Genomic DNA, 16,654 nt, shown 5'->3' on the forward strand with positions numbered 1-16,654 from the left:
ACTTTTTCCTGACTGAGGAGCCCGGGAGCGCGGGCCCGCGGCGGAACAGGTTCTTCGTTATTCGACTTTCTCGCCGTGCAGGCTCACGTCGAGGCCTTCGCGCTCCTGCTCTTCGGTCACGCGGATGCCGATCACCATGTCGATGATCTTCAGCAGCACGAAGCTCACCACGCCGCTGTAGATCAGGGTCGTCAGCACGCCCTTCGCCTGCAGGATCACGTTGCCGTCGAAGCCGCCGATATCCTTGACCGCGAACACGCCGGTCAGCAGGGCACCGATGATCCCGCCGATGCAGTGCACGCCGAACGCGTCGAGCGAATCGTCGTAGCCGAGCTTGTGCTTGAGCCACGTGGCCGACCAGAAGCAGACCACACCCGCCACAATGCCGATCACCAGCGCACCGACCGTGCCGACGAAGCCCGACGCCGGCGTCACCGCCACCAGACCCGCGACCGCGCCCGACACGATACCGAGCACCGACGGCTTACCCTTGGCCGCCCATTCGGCGAACATCCATGCGAGCGCCGCCGCGGCGGTCGCCACCTGCGTCGCGAACATCGCGAAGCCGGCACGGCCGTCGGCCGCTACCGCCGAACCCGCGTTGAAACCGAACCAGCCGACCCACAGCATCGCGCCACCGATCAGCGTCAGCGTCAGGTTGTGCGGCGCCATTGCCTCCTTGCCGTAGCCGACGCGCTTGCCGAGCACCAGACAGCAGACCAGCCCCGCGATACCCGCGTTGATGTGCACCACCGTGCCGCCCGCGAAGTCGAGGATGCCCGCGGTAGCCAGCCAGCCGCTCGGTTCCCACACCATGTGCGCGATCGGCGAGTAGACGAGGATCGACCACAGCGTCATGAACACCAGCATCGCCGAGAACTTCATGCGGTCCGCGAACGCACCGGTGATCAGCGCCGGCGTGATGATCGCGAAGGTCATCTGATAGACGAAGTAGACCGTCTCGGGGATCGTCGGCGCGAGGTGGCTGACGGTCAGCGTCGTGGCCTTATCGCCCTTGATGTAGTTCATGCCCGTCATGAACACCCGCGAGAAGCCGCCGATGAACGAGTTGCCCGGCGTGAACGCGAGGCTGTAGCCCACCACGGTCCAGGCGATCGTCACCAGACAGGTGATCGCGAAGCTTTGCATCAGCGTCGCGAGCACGTTCTTCTTGCGGACCATGCCGCCGTAGAACAGCGCGAGACCCGGAATCGTCATGAACAGCACCAGCGCGGTGGAGGTCAGCATCCACGCGGTGTCGCCGGAGTTGATCTTCGATGAATCGACCGAGAACGGGGCGGTCGGCGCTGCCGGCGCGGCGGCAGCGGCGGCCGACGCGTCGGCGGCGGCCGGCGCGCTTGCGGCCGGCGCGGCGGACGCATCGGCGGCGGGAGCCGAGGCTGTCGGGGCAGCGGCTGCTGCGGAGGCGTCCGGTGCCGGCGCGCTCGCGGTCGTATCGGGGGCGGAGGCGGCCGCGGGAGCGGACGCGTCGTCCGCCAGGGCGGTGCCGACGCCTACCGCGAGCAGCGAGCCGGCAATCAGCAGGGACATCATGAGTTTGCGCATCTTGGTTTTCCTCTTGTCGCGATCCGTGTCGCTTTGCTCTGGTCTTTTACAGTGCGTCCGCGCCGATCTCGCCGGTGCGGATCCGAATCACCTGCTCGATCGGCGTGACGAAGATCTTGCCGTCGCCGATCTTGCCGGTTCGCGCGGCGCGCTCGAGCGCCTCGATCGCCTGGTCCACGATGTCGTCCGATACCGCTGCTTCGATCTTCACCTTCGGCAGAAAATCGACCACGTATTCAGCACCCCGATACAGTTCGGTGTGGCCCTTCTGCCTCCCGAAGCCTTTGACTTCGGTCACCGTGATGCCCGATACGCCGATCGCCGACAGGGCTTCGCGCGCTTCATCCAGCTTGAACGGCTTGATGATTGCGGTAATGAGTTTCATGAAATCCTCGCTAGTTGTTGCTGAACCGTTGCTGCCCGTTGCGTATCCGTGACCGCGGTCTCCTGCGCTTGCGGTAAAAGTGCCCTGGCAGTGCGCGCGCGGCAGTAACAGCAACTCCTATGCCATGTTGTGTCAGACTGCGCGTCGCGCGGGTGGCGCAGCGCGCCCAGACGGCCTTGTCCGAACGGCCAGCGGCGCGGCCGGCGGTGGCGCGGCGAGGGGATCGTTGCTAGAGTGTTCGAACGTTCTGAACGCGAGGCGCGCACCAAACGCGCTCACGCGGCGGCGGCAGCGAAGGAGCCGCGCGCACCAGGATCGCCCATTCGCCGCAACGAAGGACGGGCGCAATGAAACATGCACAATTTTTGTGCACCAAGGGGAACACGATGAAACAACCGAACGACGTTTTTAACGACTTCCAGGCTCGCGTCAGCGATCTGTTCAAGAATTCGCCGGCCAAGGATGTCGAACGCAACGTCAAGGCAATGCTGTCGCAGGGCTTCTCGAAGCTCGATCTGGTCACGCGCGAGGAATTCGATACGCAGACCCAAGTGCTCGTGCGTACGCGCGCGCGCCTCGAAGAACTCGAGCGCCGCGTCGCCGAGCTCGAACAGAAGCTGCCGCTCACGCAGACGCCGTAAGCGCTGCTAGCAGCCTTCGCGCTGCGCAGTGCCGCACATCACCGGCAAGCGGGCCGTGACGTCATCAGCGTTTTAGGGGATTTGCGCGCGAAGTGAGCGCGCTGTCCGACGGGAGGGAATATGTCGCTTGCCGTGGTGCGCAGCCGCGCGCCGGCCGCTGGCCGTGCGCCCGAAGTGACCGTCGAGGTTCACCTCGCCAATGGACTGCCGTCCTTTTCGATCGTCGGCCTGCCCGACCTGGAAGTGCGCGAGAGCCGTGAGCGCGTTCGAGCGGCGCTGCAGAACTGCGGTTTCGACTTCCCGGTCCGCCGCATCACCGTCAATCTCGCGCCCGCCGACCTGCCGAAAGAATCCGGTCGTTTCGATCTGCCTATCGCACTCGGCATCCTCGCCGCGAGTGGGCAAATTCCAGCCGAATCGCTACTCCACCGCGAGTTTGCCGGCGAGTTGTCGCTGACCGGCGCGCTGCGGCCGATGCGCGGCGCGTTCGCGATGGCATGCGGTACCGCGCGCGGCGCTCTGGCGAGCGCAGACGCCGCCGGCGCAGAAGCCGACGCATCATCTGAAACGCGTTCCGCGTTGCCTGCCTTCCTCGATCAAATAACCGCGCAGCCGTTCCACACCCCACAGCTTTACCTGCCGGCCGCCAGCGCGGCCGAAGCGGCGCTGGTGCCGGGGGTCGACGTGTACGGCGCCGCCGATCTGCCGTCGCTATGCGCGCACCTCGCAGGCGCGCCGGACGCGCGTCTTAGCCCGGTCGCCGCACCCGAGCTCCACGAGCACGCCGCCGCTCCAGCGCCGGACATGGCTGATGTGATCGGCCAGCGCGCCGCTCGGCGCGCACTCGAAGTCGCGGCGGCCGGCGGCCATCACGTGCTGTTGATCGGGCCGCCCGGCGCCGGCAAGTCGATGCTCGCGGCGCGCCTGCCCGGCCTGCTGCCGCCCATGACCGACGATGAAGCGCTCGCTTCCGCCGCGCTGCTGTCGGCGAGCCGCATCGGCTTCAAGCCGTCGCAGTGGCGGCAGCGGCCGTTTCGCGCGCCGCACCATTCGTCGAGCGCGGCGGCGCTGGTCGGCGGACGCAACCCGCCGCAGCCTGGCGAGATCACGCTCGCACATCTGGGCGTGCTGTTTCTCGACGAGCTTCCCGAATTCGATCGCGTGGTGCTCGAAACGCTGCGCGAGCCGCTCGAAGCCGGCCGCATCACGATCTCGCGCGCCGCCTGGCAAGCGGACTTCCCCGCCGCCTGCCAACTGATCGCCGCAATGAATCCTTGCCCGTGCGGCTGGCGCGGCGACCCGGGCGGGCGCTGCCGCTGTACGCCCGAAGTTGCGGCGCGCTATCTGCGTAAATTGTCGGGACCGCTGCTCGACCGCATCGACATCCAGCTCGAAATTCCAGCACTGACCGCCACCGAACTCGCGGCCCGCGCCGCCACCAGCGGCGAAGCAAGCGCGGCGATCGCACACCGCGTGAGCGCTGCGCGCGAACGGCAACTGGCCCGGCAAGGCAAGACCAACCGCGAGCTGGACGGGCGCGAAGTCGACGATGTGTGCCGCCCGGACGCGGCGGGCGAGGCACTGTTACGCGAAGCCGGCGAGCGCTTTGGCTGGTCGGCGCGCGCGTATTACCGGGTGTTGAAGGTCGCGCGCACCGTCGCGGATCTAGCCGGGGCGGCGATGCCGAGCACGGCGGAGGTCGCCGAGGCAATCCAATACCGCCGCGCTTTTGGCTCGTTATGAGTAGAAAAATCTACTGTCAAGACTTGACTTATTCACACGCCCACGATCCTGTTAGATTTTGATACAACTCGAAAGCGTGCAGACAGGCATCTCGCGAAGCCGTTGATTTCATTGATGTTTTTAAAACGCCCTACGCTCGTTGATTTTGGCGAAAGGCCCGTCTGATGGGCTTTTGCGGCCTTTGAGGGCGACTTCTCAACAGAGTTATCCACAGGTTGTGCGCGTAACTCAAAAAGCTCAACGTAAACCGGTAATTAGCTCGCAAACCTGCGAAGGAACTTTCACTGCATTTGGCGTTCTGAGGCGCGTCCGTTCGGCCAAAAATACCGCGCTCAATATAGCTGGAACGACGAAAAAAACTGGTCCACCTGGTCTTGCGGCAGCGGTTGATCGGCGATGATCGCCGCCTGGTACACGTGCCGGCCGCGCGCGACGAGCCGCGCATACACGGTGCGCGTTTCGTGTTTGGCGCCCGCGGCGCCACTCACCGTCATTTCCTGCCCGGGAATCTTGCCGCCCGCCGCCAGCGGGATCTGCACCGCGTGCGCATCGGGCGTCGCGCCGACGTTGCGCGCCAGTCCCGAGCGCAGGAAATCGAGTGCCGCGCGCTGCGTCGCGTCGCTATCGTCGGGCAGCATCACGGTGCCGACCGCGAAGACCGCATTGCCCGCTTCGGCAGTCTGCATCGCCATCTGCATGGGTGTGCCGTCGATCTGCACCGCGCGCTGGTCGTTGCCCGGCTTGGCCGGGAAGTCGACCGTGTAGCCCTTATCGTTGTTCATCACGGTGCGCCAGTCGAAGGTCGGCGAGCAGGCGCTGAGCGCGACGCCGAGGGTCAACGCGGCCGTCACCGCGCCGAGCACGGTACGGGCGTGACCGGGTCGCGTGAAAGCGCGGAGGAAATGGCCCGCCGGCTGGACGACGTCCGCAAGACGGGCGGAAATTCGGCTGATCAACGGAACACGGCACGAAACGCGGGCAACTGAGCGGCAGACGCGAAGAACGGTTTGGAGCATGGGGCGGAAGAGATCGGGCTTGCGGAGCATAAAACGCCATTATCCGCTGATCGGCTGCCGGCCCGTCGCGGCCGAGCCGCGCGCTCCCGCCATTTCGGCGCAGCCGCCGCATTGCAGCTACAATAGAAAAGCTCTTCAGCACCGGCCGGAGCGCCATTGCACCGACCCATTGTTCCGCGCCACGCGCGACCACGAGGTTCCGTCCATGAGTTCCAATTCACCGACCGCCGCCCGGCGCACGAACCCGCTTCGCTATCTGATCGCGGTGGCCGTGGCCATTGCGCTCGCCGTCGCCGGTTACTTCGCGTTTGCTGGACAGCAGCGCGTGCCCGATGCGACCTTCACGCTGCTTTCGGGACAGAAGCTCACGACCGCGGACCTGAAAGGCAAGGTTTATCTGGTCAATTTCTGGGCAACGAGTTGCGACACCTGCATGAAGGAAATGCCGCAGATGGTCGAGACCTATAACCGCTTCAAGGGACAGGGCCTCGAATTCGTCGCGGTGGCGATGAACTACGACGCGCCGATGTACGTGACCAACTACACGCAAACGCGTCAGCTGCCGTTCAAGGTCGCCATGGACGACGGCTCGGCCGCCAAGCAGTTCGGCAACGTGCAGCTCACGCCGACCACCTTCGTCGTCGATAAAGACGGCAAGATCCTGAAGCGCTATGTCGGCGAGCCGCAGTTCGCGGAACTCGACCAGTTGCTCGCGAAAGCGCTAAAAGCTGGCGCGGCCTAAACCAGGTCACGCAGATCCGCAACGCGCCGGCGCAATCTCTCGCCGGCGGCGCCCTCCTCACCGCTCCCCCTCTCCTTTGGCCGCAAGGCCATATCGCTTGAGCTTCTCGTAGAGCGTCGCCTTGCCGAGCTGCAGCCGGTCTGCCGCGACAGCGACCACGCCGCCCGCCTGTTCCAACGCCTCGGCGATCATCGCGCGCTCGAACTGCTCGACACGCTCCTTTAGCGGATGCGTGGCGCCGTCGTCTTCGTCGAACGACAGCACCGGTTCGTCGGCGATGCCGAGTACGAAGCGGTCGGCGGCATTGCGCAGCTCGCGCACATTGCCCGGCCAGTCGCGCTGCATCAGGCTCGCTCGCTGGCGATCGGTGAGCATCGGCGCCGGCCGCTGATAACGGACCGCCGCATCGAGCAGGAAATGCTCGAACAGCGGCACGATGTCCTCGCGGCGCTCGCTCAAAGGCGGCAGCGCGATCGTCACCACGTTGAGCCGGTATAGCAGATCGCGCCGGAACGAGCCGTCCGCGACATGCTCGGCCATATCGCCTTTCGCGGCCGCGATCACACGGCAATCGACGCGAATCGGCTGGTTTGAGCCGAGCCGCTCGAGCACGCCGTCCTGCAGCACACGCAGCAGCTTGACCTGCAGCGCGAGCGGCATGCTCTCGATCTCGTCAAGAAACAACGTGCCGCCCGACGCATGTTCGAGCTTGCCAATCCGCCGCTTGGCCGCGCCGGTGAACGCGCCCGGCTCGTAGCCGAACATCTCCGATTCGAACATCGGCTCGGGCAGCGCGCCGCAGTTCACCGCGATGAACGGCTTGTCGCGCCGCGGCGACAGCTCGTGCAGGCTGCGTGCAATCAGCTCCTTGCCTGCACCGGTATCGCCGTTGATCAGCACGGACGCATCGGTCGGCGCGACGTTGGCGATCAGCCGCCGCACCTGCTCGATCGCCGGACTGCGGCCGATGATGCGCGGCGCGACCGCGTTCTGCCCAGCCAACTCACGGCGCAGCGCCAGGTTTTCGAGCACGAGCTTGCGGCGCTCCATTGCGCGCCGCACCGTTTCGATCAGCCGCTCGGATGCGAACGGCTTTTCGATGAAGTCGTAGGCGCCGTCGCGCATTGCCTGCACGGCCATCGAGATATCGCCATGGCCAGTGACCAGAATCACCGGAACGTCGGGCGCGCGCTCGTGGCACTGCGCGAGCAGATCGAGGCCGCTCGCGCCGGGCAGCCGGATATCGCTGACGATCACACCGGAAAAGTCCGCGCTGATCAGCTTCGCCGCCGCCTCGACCGATGCATGGCCGACCACGTCGAAGCCGGCCAGCTGCAGGCTCTGCACGCTCGCGCGCCGCACCAGTTCGTCGTCTTCGATATACAGCACTTGCAGGCCGTCGTTCATTGCGTGTTCCGGGTGATGCGTCAGTGTGAATTCAGGAGCCCGCCGTCAGCGGATCGTGCGAAGGACTGGTCTGCACGCGCGCGCGACGCAGCGTCAATACGAATGATGCACCGCCTTGCGGCGCGTTGCGCGCGACCAGCGAGCCGCCGCAATCACGCGCGATCGACGACGAAATCGCGAGGCCGAGGCCGAGCCCCTGGCCCATTTCCTTGGTGGTGAAGAACGGTTCGAACAGGTGGGGCAACACGTCGTCGGGAATGCCCGGACCGTTGTCGCCGACCGCGATCGACAGGTTCGCGGCGCTTGCCTCGACCTCGACCGTGATACGCGGCGGGTTCATGCCGGCAGTTGCGTCGAGCGCGTTGCCGAGCAGGTTGATCAGCACCTGTTCGAGCCGCAGATCGTCGCAGTTCGCGACCAGCTCCGGATGATCGTCGGCGAGATTCAGCGGTGCGCGCGCGCCGCCTGCCGCCGCGGCGGGCCCAACGTCGGTGTCGACCTCGGCATCGATCAGCACGAATTCGAGCTCGACGCCCTGCAGACGCTTCTGCAGCAGCGCGACGACGTTGCGCAGCGCCCGCACGATCGACGCGCGCGCGCTGCGCGGCCGCGCGCGGCCGACGAACAGCTTCAGCTGGTTGGTGATCTTGCCCATGCGCTCGGTAAGCGCCGCGATCGCTTCGAGATTCTCGCGCGCCGATGCCTGATCGCCGCGTTCGAGCAGCACGCGCGTGTTGTCGGAGAAACTGCGCAGTGCCGCGAGCGGCTGGTTCAGCTCGTGCGTGATGCCGGCCGCCATCTGGCCGAGCGCGGCGAGCTTGCTCGCCTGGATCAGTTCGTCGTGGGCGGCGCGCAGCTCCTGCTCGGCGCGGGTGCGCTCGGCGACTTCCTTGTGCAACTGCTGGTTCGCCTCGGACAGATCCGCGGTGCGCTCGGCGACGCGCTGGTTCAGCTCCGCATACGCCTTCTGCAGCAGCGCGCGGCTGCGCATCACTTCGCGCACACGCGCGCGCCGCATGCGCCAGTAGAACGCGAGCAGCACCAGCGACACATAGCCGAAGCCGGTGACGATGGTCGCCTTGAGCGCGTCGGCATCGACGGGATCGACCGGCGACATCGTGATCAGATGCCAGTCCGGCTCGCCCATCGCGTGCCGCGACGCGAGGTAGCGCGGCGCCAGGCGCCCGCCGCCGATGCGCAGGATCTGCGCATTGCCTTCGAGCATGCGCTCGACCGTCACCGGCAGCGGCTCGAGCGGCTGCTGCGCGTACTGGCGCGCCTGATAGATCGAATCGGCAATCCGGCCCGGCAGCGGCCGGATCGTGTGGTACTTCCATGCCGGCACCGACGACAGGAAGATCACGCCATGATCGTCGGTGACCACGAGCGGCTCGGACACGTCGACACCCTGAAACCATTCGAGATCGAGCTTGACGACCGCGACACCGACGATCTTGCCGTCGCGCCGCACCGGTTGCGAGATGTAGTAGCCGGGCGCCTGCGAAATCGTGCCGATGCCGAAGAAGCGGCCGACGCCGCCATTCATCGCATCGACGAAATACGGCCGGAACTGATAGCCCGCGCCGACGAAGCTGCCCGGGCCGCGCCAGTTGCTGGCGGCGACGCAGTAGCCGTCGAGCGAAATGATGTAGGTGACCGTCGCGCGCGCGTGGCGGTTCAGGTCTTCGAGATAGAGGTTCGCGCGCTTGACGTTGGCGGGAGTCGGATCGATCAGCACGTCCTGCACGATTGGATGCTCGGCGAGCAGGTAAGGCAGCGATTCGTAACGCTCGAGCGTGCTCCTGAGCGCACTCGCGGTGCGCTCGGCGCGCACGGCGGCGTTGCGCCGCAGCGTGTCGATACCGCTTTTCCACGCAAGGCTGTAGGTGAGCCAGCATGCCGCCGCGAGCCCGGCTGCGAGCGCGAAGAGAATCAGCAGGCGGCGGGTCACGTTGGCAAAGTCCGATCGATGGGCATCGGACATTGTGGCATAGGGCGGCAAGGGATCGCCGCCAGAGGTAAGCGTCGCAAGCTCCGGGAACACCGGAGCGACGACAGACGCCTCGGAAGGATGCGCGGACGCCGGTTTCATGCTTAGGCGTCCGCGCTGGTCACGACAGGGTTGGCGAGGCGCGGCTCAAACGCCGGCCGGCTCTTTGACCGCCACATCGCCGCGCAGCACCTTGTTCAGCCTGCTGTGATCGAGCTCTTTTTCCCAGGCCGACACGACGACCGTCGCAACGCCGTTGCCGACGATGTTCGTCAGCGCGCGGCACTCGCTCATGAAGCGGTCGATGCCGAGGATCAGCACCATGCCCGACAGCGGAATCGTCGGCACCACGGCCAGCGTCGCCGCGAGCGTGATGAAGCCCGCGCCGGTCACGCCGCTCGCGCCCTTCGAGGTCAGCATCGTCACCGCGAGCAGCGTCAGCTGCTGGCCCCACGAGAGGTCGGTGTTGGTCGCCTGGGCGATGAACAGCACCGCCATCGTCATGTAGATGTTGGTGCCGTCGAGGTTGAACGAGTAGCCGGTCGGCACCACGAGGCCCACCACCGAGCGGGAGCAGCCGAGATTTTCGAGCTTCTGCATCAGTTGCGGCAGCGCGGCTTCGGACGAGCTCGTGCCGAGCACGATCAGCATCTCTTCCTTGATGTACGCGACGAAACGCAGGATGTTGAAGCCCACCATGCGTGCGATCGCGCCGAGCACGACCACCACGAACACGATCGAGGTCAGATAGAACGTGCCGATCAGCTTGAGCATCGGCAGCAGCGAGCCGATGCCGTACTTGCCAATGGTGAAGGCCATCGCGCCGAATGCGCCGATCGGGGCGAGCTTGGTGATGATGCGCACCATGCCGAACAGGATGTGCGAGAGCCCTTCGATGAAGTTCGTGACGGGCTTGCCCTTCTCACCGGCCGTCGCGAGCACGGCGCCGAACAGCAGCGCGATCAGCAGGATCTGCAGGATCTCACCCTGTGCGAACGCAGACGACAGCGTGTCCGGAATCAGGTGCATGAAAAAGTCGACGGTCGACTGCCCGTGCGCCTTCGCGGCATACGACGCGACCGCGCGGCTATCGAGCGAGGCCGGGTCGACGTTGAAGCCGGCGCCGGGTCGCAGCAGGTGCGTGGCGGCGAGGCCGAGCACCAGAGCGAACGTCGAGACGATTTCGAAGTACAACAGCGCCTTGCCGCCGACGCGTCCGACCTTCTTCATATCTTCCATGCCGGCGATGCCCGTGACGACCGTACAGAAGATGATCGGTCCGATCACCATCTTGATCAGCTTGATGAAGCCGTCGCCGAGAGGCTTCATGTCGGTGGCGAGATTCGGGTAGAAATGTCCGAGTACGATGCCGATGATGATCGCCACGATCACCTGGACGTACAGCACTTTATGGATAGGTTTCTTCACGATGGTTCCTGCGAGGGATATGAGCGAATGAGTTGCCGCGACGCGCGACACGCAAACGAAACATCGTCACGTGCGCGCACGATAGCGGGCCGCTGCAAAGACGACGAATTCAGAAATACCGGGAAGGGAAATCGGACATCGTTGTCTCCTTGCTTTTTTGTCGGGCCGTGGCGGCCACGCGTTTTAAATTGCAAGCTCGATGCCAGTTTGAATTCAGACTGAGAGCCTTGATTTTTATGGGTTTTTGGGCAAGGCGCGGCGCGTGCCGTCCGGGATTCCGGAAATCCGGACGAGTGCTGTCGGGGAATCCGGAATCGTGGGCGCGCGCGGTTGCGGGAAAACCCGCAGGGGTTTGAAGCTCGCGAGCGCGACTTCAGCTCAACAGATCGATCCGGTCGGTGCAAATCATGTCTACGCCCCATTCTTCCAGCACCCGCGCGCGCGCCGGATCGTTCACCGTGTAGGCGAGCACGCGCAGCCCGGCCGCGCGGATCTGCGCGACCAGCGGCTCGCTCAGATAACGGTGACTTGCGTGCAGCGATACGCAGTCGAGCTCACGCACGATGCTCAGCCAGTCCGCCGGCACCTGCTCGAACAGCATGCCGCGCGGCAGTGACGGCGCGGCCGCGCGCGCGGCGGCGAGCGCGTCGAACGAAAACGACGACAGGAGCGGCGGCGTCCGCCCTTGCCAAAGCTCGAGCGCGCCTTGCGCGACCAGCGTGCCGGTGATGACTTCGCGGCCCGGACACGGCTTGATCTCGATGTTCGCGGCGATGCCGTCGCGCGCGCAACGCCCGGCCGCGTCGGCCAGCTTCGGCAGCCGCGTGCCGGCGAACTCGGCGCCGCGCCACGCGCCGGCATCCAGAGCGGCAAGTTGCTGCCACGTGTGCATGGCAGCAGGCCCGTGGCCGTTGGTCGTGCGATCGAGCGTGTCGTCGTGCAGCAGGAACAGTGCGTTGTCGGCGGACAGCTTCGCGTCGAATTCGACCATGCGATAGCCGTAGCGCACGCAGGCGTCGAAACCGGCCAGCGTATTTTCCGGCGCGAGCGTGCCGCCGCAGCGGTGCGCGATCAGCCGCGGATAAGGCCATTGTGCGGAGGTGCCGCGATCGATCCCAGTTGCCACGTGTCGTTTCCTTACTGATAGATGAACGGTTCAAAAAAAAAGCCCGCACATCGGCGGGCTTTTTCGCTTTTGCGGGCGTGAAGCGACGCAACAGCGGCGAGACGCCAGCGCGTCAGACGACGCCGGCTCCATGCGCCTGCACGTCGGCGTGATAGCTCGAACGAACCATCGCACCCACCGCGGCGTGCGTGAAGCCCATCTTGTACGCCTCTTCCTCGTACATCTTGAAGGTGTCCGGATGCACGTAAGCGCGCACCGGCAGATGGTGCTCCGACGGCTGCAGATACTGGCCGATCGTCAGCATGTCGACGTCGTGATCGCGCAGATCGCGCATCACCTGCAGGATTTCCTCTTCGGTTTCGCCGAGGCCGACCATCAGGCCGGACTTGGTCGCGACGTGCGGATGCAGCGCCTTAAAGTCCTTCAACAGCTTCAGCGAATGCGCGTAGTCCGAACCCGGACGCGCTTCCTTATACAGACGCGGCACCGTTTCGAGGTTGTGATTCATCACGTCGGGCGGCGCCGCGTTCAGGATGCCGAGCGCGCGGTCGAGCCGGCCGCGAAAGTCCGGCGTCAGAATCTCGATGCGCGTTTCCGGCGACAGCTCGCGCGTCTGACGAATACATTCGACGAAGTGCGCCGCACCGCCGTCGCGCAGATCGTCACGGTCGACGCTGGTGATCACCACGTACTTCAGCTTCAGCGCGGCGATGGTGCGCGCGAGGTTGGCCGGTTCGTCGGCGTCGAGCGGATCGGGACGGCCGTGGCCCACGTCGCAGAACGGGCAGCGGCGTGTGCACTTGTCGCCCATGATCATGAAGGTCGCGGTGCCCTTGCCGAAACATTCGCCGATGTTCGGGCAGCTCGCCTCTTCACACACCGTGTGCAGATTGTGCTCGCGCAGGATCTGTTTGATCTCGTAGAAGCGCGAATTGCCGGTGGCCGCCTTCACGCGGATCCAGTCCGGTTTCTTCAGCTTTTCGATCGGGACGACCTTGATCGGGATGCGCGCGGTCTTGGCTTGCGCTTTCTGCTTCGCGGTAGCGTCGTAGGCGGCGGGGGCCGGCACGCCTTCGGGCGCGGGGGTGGCTGCTGCGGAATTCGCGGTTACGTCAGTCATTCGTTCGATCCAGTCAGGCGGTGAGCGCACCGGCCTGCGGTTGGGCGACGGCCGCGGGATTGCCGTCGAGGTTTGCGGTGAGACTTGCTGCGAGGGTACGGGCCACGTCGTCCCAGCCGGCGGCGGCGCCGAGCGTCGCCATGTCGACTGTTTCGAGCCCCGCGTAGCCGCATGGATTGATCGCGAGAAACGGCTGCAGGTCCATGTTCACGTTCAGACTCACGCCGTGATAGCTGCAACCGTTGCGGATTTTCAGGCCAAGCGCCGCGATCTTGGCGCCCGCATGCGGCCCGGCCTCGGGCCCGGGCGCCACGTAGATGCCGGGGGCGCCCGCCTTGCGTTCTCCGGCGAGATTATACGCCGCCAGGGTGTCGATCACGGCCTGCTCGATCCGCGTGACCAGCTCGCGCACCATCAGCTTGCGCCGGCGTAGGTCGAGCAGCAGATACGCGACCACCTGGCCGGGCCCGTGATAGGTGATCTGCCCGCCTCGGTCGACCTTGACGAGCGGAATGCTGCTGTCGGCCGCAAGCAGGTGGGCCGGATCGCCGGCCTGGCCGAGCGTGAAGACGGGATGATGTTCGACGAGCCAGATTTCGTCGGGTGTGTCGGCGGTGCGCGCTTCGGTGAACGCGCGCATTGCGTCGAAACTGACTTGGTAGGGTTCGCGGCCGAGCCAGCGCAGCGTGGGCGGCTCGATGGCTGCTAGAGGAGACGGAGAAACCTGGGTGGCGCACATGATCCCGGGAGTTTACCGAAATCTCGGAAACCGCGCCCGAGGGGACGGGGAACTCGACACAGCGGGGCCGGCGTGCCGCCAGCCCCATCGCAAGTCACGGCGCAGCCGCCGCATCCACGCTCAAACGGTGCGCCAGCCGCCGCGTACGCGCATCATCCAGCGCTCGCCGATGCGCGCGAACCAGTTCAGCGCGCGCTTGTCGCAGCGGGTCGGCACCGAGAACGTGACCTTCGCGAACGTGGCGCCCTCGGCGCTGAGCCAGAGCCGCTCGCCGCGCCGCAGATGCAGTGTCTGGCCGGGCTGCAGCCAGTAGTCTTTGGTGTCGTCGCTGCGCGTGACCCACACCGCGCCGCCGCGCACGGTCAGCTTCGTGCTGCGCGCGACCTTCAGCGGCAGCGTGTCGCCAGTGCGGATTTCATATGCAATGCTAGAGGAAATTTCTCGCATGAGGCCCTCGCCAAAAATGGTTTCCTGACTAGAATCCTAGGTGCAGCAAGGACTTGGGCAAAACGATCAATTTTCACGTCTATGTGAGAAATATTCCGATGGACCTGCGTCAACTCCCCGCCCTGAACGCGATCAAGGCGTTCGAAGCCGCCGCCCGCCACGAGAGCTTTTCGCGCGCCGCCGACGAGCTCTTCGTCACGCACGGCGCGGTCAGCCACCAGATCCGTGCGCTCGAGGCCGAGCTCGGCGTGTCGCTGTTCGCGCGTGACGGCAAGCGCGTGCGCCTCACCGAAACCGGCCGCCGCTACGCCACCCAGGTGCGCGCCGCGCTGATGGAGCTCGCCGACGCGACCCGCGCGATCCGCGCCGGCGACCGCGAGCGGCGCCTCGTGATATCGATGCTGTCGTCGTTCGCGGCGCGCTGGGTGACGCCGCGCATCGGCAGCTTTATCGAGGCGAATCCGCAGTGGGATCTCGAGTTGCTGACCACCAATGCGCTGACGGACTTCGCGCGCGACGACGTCGACGTCGCGATCCGTTTCGGCTTCGGCAAATATCCCGGACTGCACGCGGAGCTGCTGCTCGACGAGATTTTCTTTCCGGCCTGCTCGCCCAACTTCAACGGCGGCAAGCTGCCTCAAACTCCGGCCGATCTCGCCAAAGTCCCGCTGCTGCGCTCCGACGACGAGCTATGGCGCCCATGGTTCGACGCCGCCGGCCTCACCGACTGGCCGGAGCCGAAGCGTGGCGTGTTGTATCAGGATTCGTCGAATCTGCTGCAGGCGGCCGTCGACGGCCAGGGGGTCGCACTGACGCGCCGCTCGCTCGCGATGCACGAAATCGCAGCGGGCCGGCTCGTGCGGCTCTTCGATGTGGATGGGCCCAGCCCGTGGCAATACTATCTGGTCTGCCTGCCGCAGACGCTGGAGACTGCGCGAGTCAAGGCGTTTCGCGACTGGGTGTTCGACGAGGTGGCGCGCTTCAGGCAGTTGTTCGATCTCGCCTGCGCGGCGGGGCCCGAGGCGAGCGCACGCCTCGCGGCGCAGGGGGCGACGGCGGACGCGTTGCGCGTCACGCCGTGAGGTGAAAAACGCGCGCGGTGTTACAGCACGACCTTGACCATCGGATGGCCGGTCAGCGCGCGATAGATGTCGTCGAGATGCGCGCGGCTCGTCGCGCGCACGTGGACGGTCAGCCCCGTGTAAGTGCCGCTGCTCGACGGCCGCGTCTCGACGCGCGACGCATCGACCTCGCTATCGAACTCGCGCACCACTTCGACGATCGTCGCGGCAAACTCGGGGTGCGATTTGCCCATGATCTTGATCGGGAAATCGCAGGGGAATTCAAACAGTGAGTCGTTCTCGGGATTCATTCTCTACTCCTTCTTGCGCCGCGGCGGCTTCGGCCGCCTTGGCTCGCTGATACGCCGCATACAGCGCCGCAAACACCGCGCCCGGCTTGCCCGCGCCGACCGGCGCGCCGTCGAGCCGAGTGACCGGCAGCACCTCCTTGGTCGCCGAGCTGACGATGATTTCATCGGCCGCGCGCACTTCGGCCTCGGTGATGTCGCGCGCCTCGAAGCGGATGCCGCATTCGGCCGTCAGCTCCTCGATGAGCCCATAGCGGATCCCTTCGAGAATCTTGTTGCTGCGCGGCGGCCCGGCCAGCACGCCATCCTTCACGACCCACACGTTCGACGACGACCCTTCGGTCAGCAAACCATCGCGGAACTGCAGCGTCTCGAAGGCGTCGTTTTCGGCCGCGTATTGCGCCATCAGCACGTTGCCGAGCAGCGACACCGACTTGATGTCGCAATTGAGCCAGCGACGATCCTCCGCGCTCACGCACGCAACACCGCTCGCGCGCTGCGCGGCGCCGGGCAGATTCAGCGCGGTGACCATCACGAACACGGTCGGCTTCACGCCGGCCGGAAACGCGTGACCGCGCTTCGCGACGCCGCGCGTCACCTGAATGTACGCGATCGCGTCCTGATCGGCACGCAGGCCGCCGTCCGTTTCGTTGGCCTCGACCACGCGTTCGATCAGCTCGCGCCAACCGGCGTCGTCGAGCGGATTGGCGATGCCGATCTTGCCGACCGAGCGCGCCAGACGCGCCAGATGCGGCTTCAGACGAAACGCGGTGCGGCGACCGCTCGCGTGCGCGTACAACGGCGCCACTTCGTAAATGCCGTCGCCGAAAATGAAGCCGCGGTCGAGCACCGGGACGCGCGCTTCGGACAACGGCACCAGTTCGCCGTTCAGATAGACGATCGGGTCCGGCGAAACATCGGAGACAGCGGTCATT

General features: G+C 65.8%; 16 protein-coding genes. 4 read left to right on the forward strand and 12 right to left on the reverse strand.

The genetic code is table 11. The features are described from left to right. Nucleotides 1-57: 57 nt before the first annotated feature. Both ACLFKU_RS03865 and ACLFKU_RS03870 read right to left on the reverse strand, forming a co-directional pair. Nucleotides 58-1,566, reverse strand: a complete 1,509-nt coding sequence (locus ACLFKU_RS03865; protein ID WP_410848212.1) for an ammonium transporter — start codon at nt 1,564-1,566, stop codon at nt 58-60. Nucleotides 1,567-1,612: 46 nt separating this feature from the next. Beyond that, entirely contained in the window at nt 1,613-1,951 is a 339-nt protein-coding gene (locus tag ACLFKU_RS03870; RefSeq protein ID WP_410848213.1) for a P-II family nitrogen regulator, read from the reverse strand. A gap of 386 nt (nt 1,952-2,337) precedes the next feature. Between ACLFKU_RS03870 and ACLFKU_RS03875 the strand changes: the two genes are divergently transcribed. After that, nucleotides 2,338-2,592 (forward strand): accessory factor UbiK family protein, encoded by a 255-nt coding sequence (locus tag ACLFKU_RS03875; protein ID WP_026228952.1) that lies wholly within the window; start codon nt 2,338-2,340, stop codon nt 2,590-2,592. A gap of 120 nt (nt 2,593-2,712) precedes the next feature. Continuing rightward, nucleotides 2,713-4,335 (forward strand): YifB family Mg chelatase-like AAA ATPase, encoded by a 1,623-nt coding sequence (locus tag ACLFKU_RS03880; RefSeq protein ID WP_410848214.1) that lies wholly within the window; start codon nt 2,713-2,715, stop codon nt 4,333-4,335. A gap of 332 nt (nt 4,336-4,667) precedes the next feature. Here ACLFKU_RS03880 and ACLFKU_RS03885 read toward each other — a convergent pair whose 3' ends face one another. Then, nucleotides 4,668-5,351 (reverse strand): hypothetical protein, encoded by a 684-nt coding sequence (locus ACLFKU_RS03885; protein WP_368587205.1) that lies wholly within the window; start codon nt 5,349-5,351, stop codon nt 4,668-4,670. 205 nt (nt 5,352-5,556) lie between these two features. On the opposite strand from ACLFKU_RS03885, the gene ACLFKU_RS03890 reads away from it, so the two are divergent. Beyond that, nucleotides 5,557-6,093: a TlpA disulfide reductase family protein gene (locus ACLFKU_RS03890; protein ID WP_410848215.1), complete on the forward strand. Its 537-nt coding sequence runs from the start codon at nt 5,557-5,559 to the stop codon at nt 6,091-6,093. Between the two features lie 57 nt (nt 6,094-6,150). Here the strand turns inward: ACLFKU_RS03890 and ACLFKU_RS03895 are convergent, their stop codons facing one another. From ACLFKU_RS03895 to ACLFKU_RS03925, 7 genes are all read right to left on the reverse strand, one after another. After that, entirely contained in the window at nt 6,151-7,500 is a 1,350-nt protein-coding gene (locus ACLFKU_RS03895; RefSeq protein WP_410848216.1) for a sigma-54-dependent transcriptional regulator, read from the reverse strand. 31 nt (nt 7,501-7,531) lie between these two features. Then, the gene (locus tag ACLFKU_RS03900; RefSeq protein ID WP_368624066.1) at nt 7,532-9,592 is read right to left on the reverse strand and encodes an ATP-binding protein; all 2,061 of its coding nucleotides are present in this window, start codon (nt 9,590-9,592) and stop codon (nt 7,532-7,534) included. A gap of 45 nt (nt 9,593-9,637) precedes the next feature. Further along, complete coding sequence (locus ACLFKU_RS03905) at nt 9,638-10,918, reverse strand: dicarboxylate/amino acid:cation symporter (RefSeq protein WP_368583351.1); 1,281 nt, start codon at nt 10,916-10,918, stop codon at nt 9,638-9,640. A gap of 373 nt (nt 10,919-11,291) precedes the next feature. Further along, nucleotides 11,292-12,044: a glycerophosphodiester phosphodiesterase gene (gene ugpQ / locus ACLFKU_RS03910; protein ID WP_410848217.1), complete on the reverse strand. Its 753-nt coding sequence runs from the start codon at nt 12,042-12,044 to the stop codon at nt 11,292-11,294. Nucleotides 12,045-12,156: 112 nt separating this feature from the next. Beyond that, nucleotides 12,157-13,164, reverse strand: a complete 1,008-nt coding sequence (lipA, locus tag ACLFKU_RS03915) for a lipoyl synthase (protein WP_410848218.1) — start codon at nt 13,162-13,164, stop codon at nt 12,157-12,159. 13 nt (nt 13,165-13,177) lie between these two features. After that, nucleotides 13,178-13,903 (reverse strand): lipoyl(octanoyl) transferase LipB, encoded by a 726-nt coding sequence (gene lipB / locus ACLFKU_RS03920; RefSeq protein ID WP_410848219.1) that lies wholly within the window; start codon nt 13,901-13,903, stop codon nt 13,178-13,180. Between the two features lie 120 nt (nt 13,904-14,023). After that, a complete protein-coding gene (locus ACLFKU_RS03925) occupies nt 14,024-14,350 on the reverse strand; it encodes a DUF2917 domain-containing protein (RefSeq protein WP_013088248.1) in 327 nt (108 codons plus the stop codon). Nucleotides 14,351-14,448: 98 nt separating this feature from the next. Between ACLFKU_RS03925 and ACLFKU_RS03930 the strand changes: the two genes are divergently transcribed. Further along, nucleotides 14,449-15,432 carry a transcriptional regulator GcvA gene (locus ACLFKU_RS03930; protein WP_410848268.1) on the forward strand — a complete coding sequence of 328 codons (984 nt, stop codon included), beginning with the start codon at nt 14,449-14,451 and terminating at the stop codon, nt 15,430-15,432. Between the two features lie 20 nt (nt 15,433-15,452). Here ACLFKU_RS03930 and ACLFKU_RS03935 read toward each other — a convergent pair whose 3' ends face one another. Together ACLFKU_RS03935 and ACLFKU_RS03940 are read right to left on the reverse strand one after the other, a co-directional pair. Then, nucleotides 15,453-15,722 carry a DUF493 family protein gene (locus tag ACLFKU_RS03935; protein ID WP_013088246.1) on the reverse strand — a complete coding sequence of 90 codons (270 nt, stop codon included), beginning with the start codon at nt 15,720-15,722 and terminating at the stop codon, nt 15,453-15,455. Beyond that, a complete protein-coding gene (locus tag ACLFKU_RS03940) occupies nt 15,694-16,653 on the reverse strand; it encodes a D-amino acid aminotransferase (protein ID WP_410848220.1) in 960 nt (319 codons plus the stop codon). Before ACLFKU_RS03940 ends, ACLFKU_RS03935 begins: the two co-directional genes overlap by 29 nt. Nucleotide 16,654 lies beyond the last annotated feature (1 nt).

Source organism: Paraburkholderia sp. EG304, assembly GCF_046543485.1.
Taxonomy (GTDB): domain Bacteria; phylum Pseudomonadota; class Gammaproteobacteria; order Burkholderiales; family Burkholderiaceae; genus Paraburkholderia; species Paraburkholderia youngii.